The organism is Caproiciproducens galactitolivorans (assembly GCF_026672255.1).
Taxonomy (GTDB): domain Bacteria; phylum Bacillota; class Clostridia; order Oscillospirales; family Acutalibacteraceae; genus Caproiciproducens; species Caproiciproducens galactitolivorans_A.
The window spans coordinates 268,870-283,045 of record NZ_JAPOHA010000001.1 but is presented as its reverse complement, the minus strand read 5'-3'; the positions used below and the strand labels follow the sequence as shown (position 1 = coordinate 283,045).

General features: G+C 47.9%; 13 protein-coding genes. 12 read left to right on the top strand and 1 reads right to left on the bottom strand.

The annotated features are described in order from the left end of the window. Positions 1-53 precede the first annotated feature (53 nt). Positions 54-1,610 carry an amidohydrolase gene (locus tag OUY18_RS01310; protein WP_268056899.1) on the bottom strand — a complete coding sequence of 519 codons (1,557 nt, stop codon included), beginning with the start codon at positions 1,608-1,610 and terminating at the stop codon, positions 54-56. Positions 1,611-2,141: 531 nt separating this feature from the next. Here OUY18_RS01310 and OUY18_RS01305 point away from each other — a divergent pair. From OUY18_RS01305 to OUY18_RS01250, 12 genes are all read left to right on the top strand, one after another. Then, a complete protein-coding gene (locus OUY18_RS01305; RefSeq protein ID WP_268056898.1) occupies positions 2,142-2,954 on the top strand; it encodes a BtpA/SgcQ family protein in 813 nt (270 codons plus the stop codon). 14 nt (positions 2,955-2,968) lie between these two features. Next, positions 2,969-3,766: a Cof-type HAD-IIB family hydrolase gene (locus OUY18_RS01300; RefSeq protein WP_268056897.1), complete on the top strand. Its 798-nt coding sequence runs from the start codon at positions 2,969-2,971 to the stop codon at positions 3,764-3,766. Positions 3,767-3,976: 210 nt separating this feature from the next. Further along, positions 3,977-4,774: a fructoselysine 6-kinase gene (gene frlD, locus OUY18_RS01295; RefSeq protein ID WP_268056896.1), complete on the top strand. Its 798-nt coding sequence runs from the start codon at positions 3,977-3,979 to the stop codon at positions 4,772-4,774. Positions 4,775-4,871: 97 nt separating this feature from the next. Then, complete coding sequence (frlB, locus tag OUY18_RS01290; RefSeq protein WP_268056895.1) at positions 4,872-5,897, top strand: fructoselysine 6-phosphate deglycase; 1,026 nt, start codon at positions 4,872-4,874, stop codon at positions 5,895-5,897. Between the two features lie 124 nt (positions 5,898-6,021). Then, the gene (gene frlC / locus OUY18_RS01285; RefSeq protein ID WP_268056894.1) at positions 6,022-6,840 is read left to right on the top strand and encodes a fructoselysine 3-epimerase; all 819 of its coding nucleotides are present in this window, start codon (positions 6,022-6,024) and stop codon (positions 6,838-6,840) included. Between the two features lie 72 nt (positions 6,841-6,912). Continuing rightward, positions 6,913-7,764 (top strand): amidohydrolase family protein, encoded by an 852-nt coding sequence (locus OUY18_RS01280; RefSeq protein WP_268056893.1) that lies wholly within the window; start codon positions 6,913-6,915, stop codon positions 7,762-7,764. 33 nt (positions 7,765-7,797) lie between these two features. Next, positions 7,798-8,226 (top strand): secondary thiamine-phosphate synthase enzyme YjbQ, encoded by a 429-nt coding sequence (locus tag OUY18_RS01275; RefSeq protein ID WP_268056892.1) that lies wholly within the window; start codon positions 7,798-7,800, stop codon positions 8,224-8,226. Positions 8,227-8,596: 370 nt separating this feature from the next. Continuing rightward, positions 8,597-9,970, top strand: a complete 1,374-nt coding sequence (locus OUY18_RS01270) for an amino acid permease (protein WP_268056891.1) — start codon at positions 8,597-8,599, stop codon at positions 9,968-9,970. Between the two features lie 195 nt (positions 9,971-10,165). Continuing rightward, on the top strand, positions 10,166-10,888 hold the full coding sequence (locus OUY18_RS01265) for a GntR family transcriptional regulator (protein WP_268056890.1): 723 nt from the start codon (positions 10,166-10,168) through the stop codon (positions 10,886-10,888). Positions 10,889-10,901: 13 nt separating this feature from the next. Continuing rightward, on the top strand, positions 10,902-11,687 hold the full coding sequence (frlD, locus tag OUY18_RS01260; RefSeq protein WP_268056889.1) for a fructoselysine 6-kinase: 786 nt from the start codon (positions 10,902-10,904) through the stop codon (positions 11,685-11,687). Between the two features lie 62 nt (positions 11,688-11,749). Then, a complete protein-coding gene (locus OUY18_RS01255; protein ID WP_268056888.1) occupies positions 11,750-12,484 on the top strand; it encodes a GntR family transcriptional regulator in 735 nt (244 codons plus the stop codon). 160 nt (positions 12,485-12,644) lie between these two features. Then, entirely contained in the window at positions 12,645-14,162 is a 1,518-nt protein-coding gene (locus OUY18_RS01250) for an FGGY-family carbohydrate kinase (protein WP_268056887.1), read from the top strand. Positions 14,163-14,176: the final 14 nt, after the last annotated feature.

Here is a 14,176-nt window from a genome sequence, read left to right as displayed (position 1 = left end):
GTTCCATTGCATTTCAGGCCCTTTCTTTCGGGGATCGCAGGTTATGGGGAGATTTACAGGGAGGTATATACTACCTTTCCTTCCACTAACGTCAGGCAGACTTTCACCGCCCGCATATTCTGCATTGACGCGGTAAAGACATTGCCGTTCAATACCGCAATGTCCGCCTTTTTCCCCGCTTCAAGGGTTCCCAGTTCCTTTTCGCGGTAGAGATTGTACTGACCGCCATACGTCCAGGCGCGCATCACTTCTTCAACCGTCAGGGTGTTTTCTTGATTAAAGGGTTCACCGCCCTCGGGGAACTGCCCTCCGCAGGCATGATAAATGGATTCCGGAATGTCATCGATTAACAGGGGAAGATCCGTGCCGCAGGAAATTAAAACGCCGCTGTCCGCCATTTTGCGCCGGTTCCAGTAGTAACGGCCGCGTTCCATCCCGATTTTCTCGTTGATCATTTCCAACTTGCTCTTGCGGTCCGCGATAGCCATAATCTGCGGATAAATTTCCGCAATTGCGCCCAGTTTCCCCATTCGTTCCAAATCCGCGGGATCGCTGAACTCAAGATCGGTAATGCTGTGGCGGTTTACCAGCCTGCCGTTTTCCCGTTTGCATTTTTCGTAAATATCGAGGACTTTGCAGATCGCTGCATCTCCCTGCGCGTGGAGGGAAAAACGGAAATTCTCCGCATCCGCAGCCAAAGTCTCTTTTTCGATCAGATCATAGTCGATTTCCTGTGCGCAGCAGGTATCCGGAGCGCAGCAGTACGGTTTTTTCAGATCACCGCATAACTGGCTGATGGAGCCGTCCGTCATCCGGTTGTAACCGGAGAAACGAACATAATCGCCTTTAAAACGGTCCCGCATCTCGCGGCCATACTCGAGATTCATTCCGGCTCCCACCGGCTGGCTCATAAAGTTGACACGCAAAGTCAGTTCCTTGTTCTTCTCCAAATCTTCCAGTACATCCATAAAGCCGTAGAAATTATCAAAGCCCATCTCTTTTACGGAAGTAACGCCGCGGCTGTTCATCATGGCCATATATTTTTTGAACTCCGGAACAATAAAGTCCCGGTCACCCAGCACTTCACCCAAAAGCCGCCAGTATGCTTCCGGGTAACAGGTGTCCGGCGTAAACCGATACACGGTTTGTGCCGCTGTGTTCATCCAGCAAGTCTCCTGGCCTTTTTCGAACAGAATAACCGGGCGGCTGCCAAAAGCCCTGTCCAGCAGCGCGGGGTCCGGATTCTTGATTTTTTCCGAATCCCAGCCATGCCCCAGCAAAGCCTTGTCCGAAGCCTTTCCGGAAGCATACTGTTTCATCGTTTCAATCATTTCATCCGCTGTATTGGCGGATGAAAGATCCGCGCCGACAAAGCGCAGCACGTAACCCGTAAAAAAGCAGTGTACATCTGTAAAACCCGGACAAACCAGTTTGTCCCCCAATTCATATACCCACGTATTCGGGCATGTATAATCCTGTTCTCCTTCGCTGCCTACGGCGAGAATTTTTCCGTCTGCAATGGCCACAAAACCCGCCATCGGTTTTGCGGAAGCAGCCGTATAAATACAATTGGATTTTAAAAGAATCTCTGCTTTTCCACTATTTGTCATTCCTAGCACTCCTTCTCTATAAACGCTTTTGCTTGAAAGGAATCACTGTCCGGCACAGGTTCGGTGTGCTGTGCCGACAGCAGGGCATCCGGAAAAGGAATAAAGTGTTATGTATATAAGAACTGGTATTTTCCATACCATTTCTTTTTTAAAGATAGCATATATCCCTATATTTTGCAACATATATTTCAGTTTTTCTATCAATTTATAAAATCAAAGCGGAATATTAATAAAAATTGATTCGATTTATCCGCTGTTCCTATGTTTTATACCATTTTTAAAAATACATGGAAACATTTTTTGAAAAACCTGATATTATCTGAAATAGTAGAATAAATCTGCCCTATGCACGATTATCCGCGGAAATCCGACAAAAATCCGAATGAATTATGCTGAAATCTTATTGACATTCCGAAAACGGAATGCTATTATGTTTTTGAAAATGGTATGCAATTACTACAAACTTATATGCTTTTTAAATCAGTTTGCTTCTTTTTAAATTTAGAAAATAAGGGAATTGGAGAGATGGTTATGCTTTGGACTGAGAAAATGTTTGGTGTAAAAAAGCCTATCTTTGCAATGCTTCATTTAAAGGCATTGCCGGGTGACCCTAAATTCCGTTACGGGGACAGTATGAAAGCGGTTGTTGATCAGGCCCGCTCCGATCTGAAAGCATTGCAGGACGGCGGCGTGGACGGAATCATCTTCAGCAATGAATTCAGCCTGCCCTATCAGCGGAAAATGGATTTCATTACCCCCGCGGCCATGGCCCGCGTCATCGGGGAATTAATGAGCAATATCCGTGTGCCGTACGGTGCGGACTGCATTTCGGACGGACTTGCCAGCATTGAATTGGCCGCGGCGGTGGACGCGAAATTTATTCGCGGTACTTTCTGCGGTTCCTATGTAGGCGACGGCGGTTTTTATGACAACGACTTCTCCTATTTACTGCGCCGCAAGGCCGCTTTGCATCTGGACGACCTGAAAATGCTGTACTTTATTAATCCGGAATCCGACCGGAATCTGGATACCCGCCCGCTGGCCGATATCGCAAAATCCGTCATCTTCAAAGCGTCTCCAGACGGGCTCTGCATTTCCGCCTCCGCAGCCGGTCAGGAAGTAGACGAGGCCCTGATGAGCAGCGTAAAAAAGGCCGCTCCGGAAGTTGCCGTTATCTGTAACACCGGGTGCCGCATGGATACCATTAAGGAAAAGCTCAGTTACTCGGACGCAGCCGTTGTAGGCACAACCTTTAAGAAAAACGGCGATTTCTACAGCACAGTCGATTGTGGCCGGGTAAAAGACTTTATGAAAATCGTAAAAGAGTACCGTAAAGAGCTGTGAGTTTCGGGTGTAATATGGACCGTAAAATACTGGCTTTGGATCTTGACGGTACCGCTGTTGATGACAGCGGCAAACTGGGCAGTCTTTCCAAACAAGCACTGATTGCCGCCCGGCAAAAGGGGCATATCCTCTGTTTTGTCACCGGGCGGCGGGACGTCGACATGGTGCCGCTGGGCGAAGACGACCGTTTCGCGGACTATCTTATTCTGAACAACGGCGGGAAAATTATCTCCACCGCCGACGGCCGCATATTGAAAAATGAGCTGGTTGACAAAGAGGAAGCGAAAATACTGATCTCCTACTGCCTGCAAAAAGACTACCTGCTGTATATTCTCAGCGGGATGTACTGGGCAATCAATAAGATTACGCCGCGTACCCAAAGCTATATAGAGGAATTGGGAATTCAGCCGGATTTGTATCATTCCCTTGCGGATGTAGAGTACGACCGGATAGAAGGCTTTACGGTAACCAGCGACGGCAAAGAAGTCAGCGCGTTTTTGGACCGGGCGGATTTGAATTTGGAATACGTCGCCTCCGAGCCCACCTGCATTGATATTATGAAGAAAGGCGTCAACAAGTGGAACGGATTAAAAGCGCTTGCCGATTCTCTTGCCATCCCGGTGGCCCAAACGATTGCCGTGGGAAATTACGACAATGATATTGACATGCTGACCCATGCCGGAATCGGTATAGCGGTACAAAACGCCCTGCCGGATGTGAAGGCCGCCGCGGATTATGTTACTTTAAAGGATAATAACCATGATGCTGTAGCGGAAATCGTAGAAAAATTTATGATTTCCCCTTCAAGCTAGGCTTCCTTTTCGGCTGCTTCTAAAAGTGGTATAATTTCATCCATTCTTTTTTAGGATAATTACTGTTAAATTTAAATAAATATCCTGTGTTTATTTAGGATAATCTGACTTGTTGACGAAATGAAATTGCAGCGTTATACTTAGTTTAGGCAAATTGGTTTAATAATGGTAGTAACACGTATATATTTCAATTTGCAGATGGGAGGTCTTATGATGAAAGTAGCGGCAATCGGTGATAACTGTATTGATGTCTATCCCCGGTTAGGGAAAAAGTATCCCACGGGCAATGTAGTCGATACCGGTGTGAACCTACAGAAGCTGGGCATTCCAACCTCGATTATCAGCACAACCGGTGACGATGAAAACGGCAGATGGATGCTAAGCTGTCTGAATTCCGAAGGGCTGGATATCAGTCACTTAAAGGTCGGAAGAGGACCGACGGCAATCACCTATATGGATATGAACGGTCTGGATCGCGTTCACGGCGAGTATTCCGAAGGCGTTTTGGAGAATATCGTTTTTGACGAGGAAGACGTTCGTTTCGCGGCAAGCCATGATCTGGTCCATACCGCCCTTTGGGGAAAAGCAGAAAAGGTTCTGCCGGAAATAAAAAAGCGGGGTGCGAAAATCAGCTTTGACTATGCCGACAGGCTGACGCACGAACTGGTCGAAAGTACTCTTCCCTATGTTGATTACGGATTTTATTCTTATAAACAGCGGGATGAATTTATTGAGAAATTTTTAAAGGATAAAGTAAGCCGCGGAATGAAAATCGCGGTTTCCACCTTTGGTGAAAAAGGAAGTCTTGCCTGGGACGGCAGCCGGTTCTATGAATTCGGCATTTTCCCTGCAAAGACCGTAAACACGGTTGGCGCGGGGGATAGTTTCATTGCAGGGTTCCTGTATGGGATCCTGACAAATATGCCCATTGACCAGGCTCTGGAAAAAGGAGCAAAGGTAGCTTCCGAAGTCGTCAGTGTTTTTGAACCCTGGGTACAGGGGAAATAATTGTTTACTCATACCTACTCATTTATTATATATCTTCCACCACTTCACTCTACAATCGTGCACCTGCACGAAATACGAACAGATAAGGATTGATTGTATGCTAAACATTGATAAGAACAAGGTTGATTTCCTTGTAACCACAAACATGGTCAAGGAAGTTGAAAACCTGATGGAAAAGGATTTTCCGAGACTCGACAAAGTCGTTGCAAAAATGGTCGAACGGAAAGTGGACCGCGTTTACTTCGTAGCCTGCGGTTCCCCCCTCTGCGCCTGCCAGACAGCGCAGATGCTGTTTGAAAAGTATTCCGACATTCCCTGCAAAGCATACAGCGGCTGGGATTTTCTGGACCAAACCCCCAGTAAGCTGGACGAGCACTCTATGGTTATCGGCATAAGCCATTACGGCAAAACCGAAGAAGTTTACAACAGCATTAAGCGCGCGCGGGAAGCCGGTGCGTTAACGCTCGGCGTAACCCGCGACCAGGAAGGCACTCCTTTAAGCAAGGAAGCGGAATATGTTCTCGGCTACGGCGCGGAATGCATTTGGGAAATTCATCTGCTGGTCAGCTATTACATCGCCTGCAAATACATCAACGCGGTAAAGGAACATAAAGAAGTCAGCAAGATTCTTGCCGACCTGCCGAAGCTGCCCAAAATTCTGGGCGAGCTCGTGGTTTCTCAGGAAGAGAAATCGAAGGAACTCGGTATCCGCGCAAGCAAATGGCCCTTTATCTATACGGTTGCCGCCGGCCCGATGCTGCCGCTCGCCTATAAAGAGGGCGTTATTACCATGATGGAATTCACATGGACGCACGGCTGCATGCTGAACAGCGCCGAATTCCGCCACGGCCCGCTGGAAATCGTTGAAAAGGGCGTTCCGTATGTTTTCATGCTCGGCACCGACGAATCCCGTCATACAACCGAGCGCACCATTAATTTCGTGAAAAAGTTTACCGAGAATTATATTGTATTCGATTATAAAGACCTGAACGTGGACCTGCACCCGATGCTCGCTCCGATGGTACTGTTCGTACCCCTTGAATTCTTCTATTATTATCTGTCCATCAGCAAAGACCACAACCCGGATGACAGGCGTTACTACGGCGGACTGGTACAGTATTAACCGAATCCGCAGCAACACTTGCCTGTAAAAAAACCGTTTGCTCTGTTTCCGCATTGTGAACGGTTTTTTTCTGTAGCTGAATTGGCAATTTCACTAAATTGAAATTTGAATGGAGGAAGTTTTTATGAAAATAGGTATGTTTACATCCGGTTATCAGCGCAACCCCATTGAAGATGTTTTCAAGGACGCGAAACGGTTCGGCTATGATTATATTGAACTTTGGGGAGCCCGCCCACACGCTTACGCGCCGGATCTAAAAGCCGGCGATATCCATCAGATTAAAGAATTGATCGATGAGTATGAAATGCCGGTAAGAGGCTATACGCCGGAACATAACGCCTATCCTTATAACTTTATGATCGGCAGCGAGTCCATGCGCCGCGACGCGGTAGAATATCTGAAACTTTCCATGGATATGGCGAAGGAAATGGGAGCGGATTTTACCCTTATGTCCCCTGCGCACGCGGGCTATAACGCCACCGCGCAGGAAATTTGGGACCGTCTCATCCGCACCATGCGTGAATTAACGGAATATGCGGAAAAAATAGGCCACAAAATCGTTCTGGAGGCACTGACCCCTTACGAATCAAACGTGTGCAAGAGCGCAAACGATTTGCTGGAAGTATTCCGGCAGATTCCGTCCGACAGTCTGGTCGGCATGTGCGATATTGTCCCTCCTTATGTGCAGCAGGAGAGCATCATGGCCTACTTCGATAAACTGGGCGAAAAAATGTACCATATGCACGTAATCGACAGCGACGGCGCAAGCGATACGCACATCATGCCCGGCGAAGGCCAAATGCCGCTCAGGGAAATGATGGCGGAGCTGAAGGAAATGAACTATCAGGGAACCATGACGATCGAACTCGTCACTTCGTATATCAACGAGCCGCGTTTTTACGCACGCCGCGCAATTAACAATATTAGAGATTTATTAAAATAGAGGCAATGCAAGGGGGTATGACGGTAAATCGGGCATACCCCCTATTTTCACTTATAAGAAAGGACTTTTAGGATGTTTATTGATATTCACGTACATCCGGCTTTTTTTGAACCGATCAATAAGGATGAAGACCAGACGGAATTTCGCCATAACACACTTGATATTCACCGGAATGGTACAGCGCCGTTGGAGCACATTTTTAACCAGATGAACTGCGCCGGCCTCGACAGGCTTTGCCTGCTTCCGGAAGACTATACCACAACGGCGGGGCGGGCGGTGGTAACCAATGAGGAAATCCGCAGCCTTGTCGATATGGCGCCGGACAAATTCATCGGCTTCGCAAGCGTTGATCCGCTGGCCGATCATTGCTGCGAAAAATTGGAGCATGCCTTTACCGACCTGAAATTAAAGGGTCTGAAGCTTCACCCATCCAGGCAATGGTTTTATCCAAGCGACGAGAGGCTCAAACCGATCTATCAGATCTGTGAAAAATACAATAAGCCCATCCTGTTCCACAGCGGTCTTTCCTGGGAACCGGATACACTGAGCAAATACGCACGCCCGATCGAGTTTGAAGAAGTGGCCTGCCGCCATCCAAAGCTGCGTATCTGCCTTGCTCATTTTGGTTGGCCCTGGGTACAGGAAACCGCTATGTTAATGGTAAAATTTCCGAACCTTTACGCTGATACCAGTTTTTTGTATTTCGACTGTGCCCGTGAATTTTATACCCGTGTTCTGACACAGGATATCCCTGTCACATGGATTGACCGCAGTTTACGCCATCAGGTCATGTTTGGCAGCAACAATCCGCGATTCGAACAGATTCGTATGGCACAAGCGATTCAGGAACTGGGATTCCGGGAAAGTACGCTGGAATTGATTAAAGGCGGAAACGCAATCGAATTTTTAGGCGGACTTGACTAAGCTTCGTCTCCACGAAAGGATTGATATAGCAAGATGGTTGTTTATAAAAGTTTTACCTTACTGACGAAACAGTACAATGAAATGATTCTGATTACCGAAGAGATTGAAAAAGCGGTTGCGGAAAGCGGTATTCAAAATGGGATAATAGCCGTTATCTCCAAGCACACAACAACCGGTATCACCGTTAACGAATCGCTGGAATGCCTGGAAAGCGACATCGATCATTTCCTGAAAAGGCTTGTGCCGGAAAATTATCCTTATAACCATGCCAGAATGCTGAAAAGCTACGGTTCTACCGCCGGCAACCCAACCGGACATTTAAAGGCACATCTTACCGGGAATCACTGTGTTTTTCCGATTGTAAGCGGAGAACTGGTTAAAGGAGATGCACAAGATGTATACTTCTGTGAATTTGATGGTCCGGCGAAGCGTACGATCAGCATCAGCATTATCGGCGAGTAATTCAGAATGAGTTTAAACAAAAACAGAAAAATTTTTTGGTATATTTTCATATCTACCCTATATTTTGGTAATTTAATTCAATCTATTGGTATAATAAATCAATAGTGTCTTACAATAATTTTAGTTAATCCAACAATTCTAAGGGTTTTCTTTCATTTAACATGCTGAATTTATTAATATTTGATATTTTATTCCTTAAATAATTGACAACTTTTATCGTATATGCTATTATTTCTGTAAAGTGGTATGGAAAATATATAGTGTTATGTATCGAAACGTTATTCCCTGCGAAAAGCGGGGAATGACAAGGGAATCGGCCGCAATCGGAAGCGGTTCCGAACGGCGGTCAAGTAAGAAAGGGGAATAATTCATGTCTACAAAAGAAAAATCAGGCAATGCAGCCCCGGCTAATCAGGACCTGAAACGAAAACTCGGTCTGGGCGCAGCGGTTGCGCTGTCCGTCGGTACTACAATCGGCTCCGGCATCTTTTCCTCGCTTCAGACAGTTGCCGCAGCAGCGGGCTGCGCCGCATTTACCATTCTGGCCTTCGTAATCGGCGGATTGATGCAGGTTCCGGCAAACCTTTGCTACGCGGAACTTGCCACCGCTTATCCCGAAGACGGCGGCCAATACGTTTACTTCCGCGAAGCAGGTTCCCGTCCGCTGGCTTTCCTTTGCGGCTGGATCAGCTTCTGGGCAACCGACCCTCCGTCCATCTCGATCATGGCGATCGCTATTGCAAATTACCTTGCTTATTTTACAAAGTTCTCAAGCCTTACTACCAAATTTGTCGCAACGGGTCTGGTACTCATCTTTATGGTCGTGCATCTGCGCAGCGTGGAAGGCGGCGGCAAATTCCAGTCTTTTATCACCGCCTTTAAAATTCTCCCCTTCGCTCTTTTAATCGGCATCGGCCTGTTCTACATCAAAGGCGATTATATTTCCGCTCCGGCCGTTGCGGGCGCTCCGGTTGGATTTGCGGCTTTGCTCGCGGGTATTTCCGCCACCACATGGTCTTTCGACGGAATGGGCGCTGTCTGCTATATGACCGGTGAAATCAAAGAACCGAAAAAGACAATGCCGCGTGCTTTAATTATCTCCGTAATTGTCGTAACCGTACTTTATGTATTGCTCAGCACCGTTGTCACCGGTCTGCTTCCGCAGCAAACCCTTGCCGCAAGCGACGCGCCGGTAGCGCAGGCAGCGGCGCAGATTCCGATGATCGGCGGCGCAGCCGGCACAATCACGGCGATCATGGCCATTATCGTTATCATCGGCTCCCTGTCAAGCTGCATTATGTTCCAGCCCCGCATCGAGTATGCAATGGCCAAGGACGGCCTGTTCTTCAAATCCTTTGCAAAAGTTCATCCGAAGTGGGAAACCCCTTACTTCTCCATTCTTGTTCAGTGCGCAGTTGCAATCGTTCTGATTTTCGCTTCCAGCCTGTCCGACCTGCTCGGTTACTTCACCCTTGTTGCACTGCTGAAAAACTTCATGACATTCGGCACAATCTTCGTATTACGCCGCAAAACCGGATACGACCCGCTGTGGAAAATGCCCTGCGGCCATCTGATGGCCGGTATCGCAATGTTTATGACCGGCACACTGATCGTTTCCACCTTCCTGTGGGCTCCGATCCCCGGTTTGATCTGCGCAGCACTCGTTGTTGTTACCGGTTTGCCGGTATTCCATTACTGGGATAAAAAAAATAAGGTCAATGCTTCAACAGAGAAGGCCGAATAAGTTTTATACTGAAACGATTCCCCCTATGCTGGAAGGCTTTCCCAGTATAGGGGGCTTTCAAAAAATGTACGGGCATTCATTTTTTTCTTCCCAAACTGCTCTAAAAGTGGTATAATTTAAATGATTATATATGTACCAAAATACGTACTGTAATTTTTATAAATTTATGCCATTAGACTTTAGGAGGAAATCCCCATGACCAGTGAATTTCGCAGTCGCCCCAGGGATGAAGCTACGGAAAAAATTGAATGCTATATCATTGAAAATAAACTTCCGCCCCATGCCAAACTGCCTTCCGAGCGTGATATGTGTGAAATGTGGAATTTTAACCGGACAACTCTGCGAAGCGCGATCGAACGTTTAATTGTAGAAGGAAAGCTGTACCATCGAAAAGGCTCCGGCACCTTTGTAGCCAGCCCGAAGCTGGTGCGCAATCTGCAGGATTTAAAATCCTTTTCCCAGCTTGTGGCGGAGTCGGGTAAAAAGCTTACTACGCAGGTGATTTCCGCTCTTGTAATCGAAAGCAACAAACAGATTACGAAAAAGCTGCACCTGCCCCTGGGGCATAAGGTTTATGAACTGACCCGTCTGCGCGTTGTAGACGGCGAACCCCTGATTATTGAAACCTGTTACGTGGACTTTGAACGTTTCCCTGAACTGATCCATCACAACTTCAGCCAGGAATCCTTTTACGGGGTATTGGAAAACAATTACGGCGTCCATATCGTAAAAGGCGAGGAAAAGATAGGAATTACCTATACGACCCCGGAAGAGTCCGCATTATTAAAAATCGAGGAAGAATCCCCCGTCTTTTTTCTGACAGGGGTGGTAAATGACGGAGAGGATGTCCCGATAGAATATTTTAAATCGGTTGTACGGGCAGACTCGGTTCGTTTTGCGAGCGTGCTCACCCGATAGATTGGAGCAAAAAATGAAAATAGCAGCAGTCGGCGACAACTGTATGGATGTTTATGAGAAGCTGGGAAAAGCCTATCCGGGCGGCAACCCGGTGAATGTGGCTGTTTACACGGTTCGGCTGGGAGGCGAGGCCTCTTATACCGGCGTCGTGGGCAGCGATAAATACGGTAAAATCATGATCGACGCGCTGAATGCCAAAGGGGTGGACACATCCCATTTAAAAGTACTGCCGGGAAACACCGCGATTACGCAGGTGGAACTGGTGGACGGAGAGCGTGTTTTCGGCGATTATGACGAGGGCGTTTTGGCCCGGTTCAAACTTTCCGACGAAGATATCGATTTTCTTTGCAGCCAGGATCTGGTCGTTACCGGACTCTGGGGCAATATTGAAAACGACCTGTATAAAATCAAGGCAAAGGGAACCCCGGTGGCCTTTGACTTTGCAAATAAACTGGAAGACCCCGTCATTGAAAAAGCAATTTACCATGTTGATTACGCATTCTTTGCTTCCGATGACGGCGATACCGAATGTATCCGGGATTATATGAAAAAAATGCATGCAAAGGGGCCGAAAATCGTAACCGTTACTTTAGGGGACAAGGGCAGCATTGCCTATGACGGCGAGAAATTCACCACCTTCGGAATTGTTCCCTGCGACGTAAAAGATACGATGGGCGCGGGCGACAGCTATATTGCCGGTTTCCTGAGGGGAATCCTTCAGGGCAAAGAACTGAAAGAGTGCATGCACATGGGCGCGGCAAACAGCAGCGTAACTTTGCAGTACAACGGCGCGTGGTAATCAAATATTTGTGATAATCAAATATTTTAAGAATTAATCTGGTAAGAGGAGGAGTTGGCAAAATGAGTGTGACAGAAGAGAAGATCAGTTATCAGTCCCCGATTTACTTGCAGCTGCGGGAGGTTGTCCGCACCAAAATAGAAGACGGGGAATATCTGCCCGGCACTGCCATCCCTTCTGAAAACGAACTGGCTGAAACTTACGGCATCAACCGGCTGACGGTACGCAACGCCATCGACGCGCTCGTCCACGAAGGAATGCTCAAGCGGGTTCAGGGCAAGGGTGTCTATGTCATGGGCGAAAAGGTTGAGCGGGACCTTGAAACGCTGGGCGGATTTACGCAAACCATGCGTTCCAAAAACACCCGCCCCACTACAAAGGTTTTGACAAAAGCGCTGCGGGACGCAGGCGATAAATACAGTCTGGTATTCGGTATTAAGCCGGATGACAAGGTGTACTATATTAAACGCATCTGCTACGCGGATAACGAATCGATCTCAATCGAAGAAATTCTGATCCCGCAATACATCGTGCCGAAGCTGGAGGGCATCGACCTTTCCGTCTTCGGGATTTACGAGATCTACGACTTTTACGGAGTGAATCTCAAACGCGCCTGGCAGACGCTGGATCTTGCCAAACTGGAACCAAAGGACGCGCGGATGATGGGGATTGACGCAAGCCAGCCGGTTCTTTTATTTGAATGTACAAGTTACGACGACAAGAATCGCGTAATCGAATTCACCCGCAACTACACCCGAAGCGACCGATGCAATTTTAACGTACATTTTTATAAATAAGTATCTTAACTCCGGAACGTTGCCATACAGCGGGCTTTTCCGTTCTTCCGGCATATGGATTTGAAAACCGGCCCGATTTACTGACGGCCGAATTTCAGCCGTTCCTTTCCTCTTTACCGTTCAGAACATTACGTTAAAGCAGAATGAAAGAGGTGTAAAAATGAAAAAAACATATTTTATGGGAATAGACACCGGAACTTTTGAAAGCAAAGGTGTCATTATTGATAAGGAATGCAATGTAATCGCAACCCATACCGCGACCCACGGTATGGAGAACCCTAAGCCAAACTACTTTGAGCACGACGCGGACGCGGTATGGTGGCACGATTTCTGTCTGATCAGCAACGCCCTTTTGCAGGAAAGCAGCGTGGACCCGAAGGATATTCAGGCTGTGGGCGCAAGCGCGTTAGGCGCGGACTGTCTGCCCGTCGACAAGGACTGCAACCCGCTGCGCAAGGCGATTCTGTACGGCATTGACGCCCGGGCTACCAAAGAAATGGAATGGCTGACGGAATACTACGGCGAAGACCAGATTAAAGCCTGGTACGGCCGTCCGCTTTGTTCTTCCGACGTCATGCCGAAAATCCTTTGGATTAAGAATAACGAGCCGGGGGTATACGCAAAAACCTATAAATTTCTGACCGGCTCCAGCTTTATAACCGCGAAACTCACCGGCAAATTTACCGTAGACCGTTTCCTTGGACTTGCCAGCTTTAACCCGCTTTATCATTCGGACGGCACCCCGAATCCGGAAACCTGCAAACCGATTTGCCGCCCCGACCAGCTGGCGGATGTCATGAATACCGTAGAAATTGCCGGACATATTACGGCGAAAGCCGCAAAGGAAACCGGGCTTGCCGAAGGAACCCCCGTTATCGTCGGCACGGATGATTCGGGCGCCGAGGCAATCAGCACCGGCGTTCTGCAGCCGGGCGACATGATGCTTCAGTTCGGCTCCTCCATTTACATGATTCTCTGCGCAGACAAGCTGGTAAACGACGACCGCATCTGGCGCGAGGAGTTCATTGTTCCGGGCACCTTCGACGTTTCCGCCGGCACAAACGCAGCCGGTACGCTGACACGCTGGTATCGCGACAATATCTTTACGGACTGCCTGGAAGCGGAAAAGGAAACAGGCGTTAACGCGTATTCTTCCATGATGGAGGGCATCGACAAAATCCCGATCGGCTGCGACGGACTCATTACTCTTCCCTATTTTGCGGGAGAGCGCACGCCCATCAATGACCCGCTCGCAAAGGGCATGCTTTTCGGCCTTACCCTGACCCATACCAGACAGCATATGTACCGCTCCGCGCTGGAAGCGGTGGGCTATTCCATTAACCAGCACTTTAAAATCTTTGAAGAAGACAAAGTCCAAATCAATAAAATAATGGCTGTCGGCGGCGGCACCAAAAATCCGGCCTGGATGCAGATGGTTGCAGACATTACCGGCAAGACGATCGGAACCGCCGGCGTAACGATCGGGGCCAGCTTCGGCGACGCCATGATGGCCGCTATGGGAATCCATTATTTTGACAGCTTTGCCGATCTATCGAAAAAAATCAAACCCGGCATCACCTATACGCCGAACATGGAAAACCATGAAAAATACGAGAAGTTCCAGAAGCTGTTTGACGAATTGTATCTTACAAACAAAGATTTGATGCATCAGTTATAAGTCTTCTCCCCGCT

Coding starts and splice junctions, on each gene's coding strand:
- OUY18_RS01310 (WP_268056899.1), bottom strand. CDS start 1,610: ATGACAAATAGTGGAAAAGCAGAGATTCTTTTAAAATCCAATTGTATT.
- OUY18_RS01305 (WP_268056898.1), top strand. CDS start 2,142: ATGCTTTGGACTGAGAAAATGTTTGGTGTAAAAAAGCCTATCTTTGCA.
- OUY18_RS01300 (WP_268056897.1), top strand. CDS start 2,969: ATGGACCGTAAAATACTGGCTTTGGATCTTGACGGTACCGCTGTTGAT.
- frlD (WP_268056896.1), top strand. CDS start 3,977: ATGATGAAAGTAGCGGCAATCGGTGATAACTGTATTGATGTCTATCCC.
- frlB (WP_268056895.1), top strand. CDS start 4,872: ATGCTAAACATTGATAAGAACAAGGTTGATTTCCTTGTAACCACAAAC.
- frlC (WP_268056894.1), top strand. CDS start 6,022: ATGAAAATAGGTATGTTTACATCCGGTTATCAGCGCAACCCCATTGAA.
- OUY18_RS01280 (WP_268056893.1), top strand. CDS start 6,913: ATGTTTATTGATATTCACGTACATCCGGCTTTTTTTGAACCGATCAAT.
- OUY18_RS01275 (WP_268056892.1), top strand. CDS start 7,798: ATGGTTGTTTATAAAAGTTTTACCTTACTGACGAAACAGTACAATGAA.
- OUY18_RS01270 (WP_268056891.1), top strand. CDS start 8,597: ATGTCTACAAAAGAAAAATCAGGCAATGCAGCCCCGGCTAATCAGGAC.
- OUY18_RS01265 (WP_268056890.1), top strand. CDS start 10,166: ATGACCAGTGAATTTCGCAGTCGCCCCAGGGATGAAGCTACGGAAAAA.
- frlD (WP_268056889.1), top strand. CDS start 10,902: ATGAAAATAGCAGCAGTCGGCGACAACTGTATGGATGTTTATGAGAAG.
- OUY18_RS01255 (WP_268056888.1), top strand. CDS start 11,750: ATGAGTGTGACAGAAGAGAAGATCAGTTATCAGTCCCCGATTTACTTG.
- OUY18_RS01250 (WP_268056887.1), top strand. CDS start 12,645: ATGAAAAAAACATATTTTATGGGAATAGACACCGGAACTTTTGAAAGC.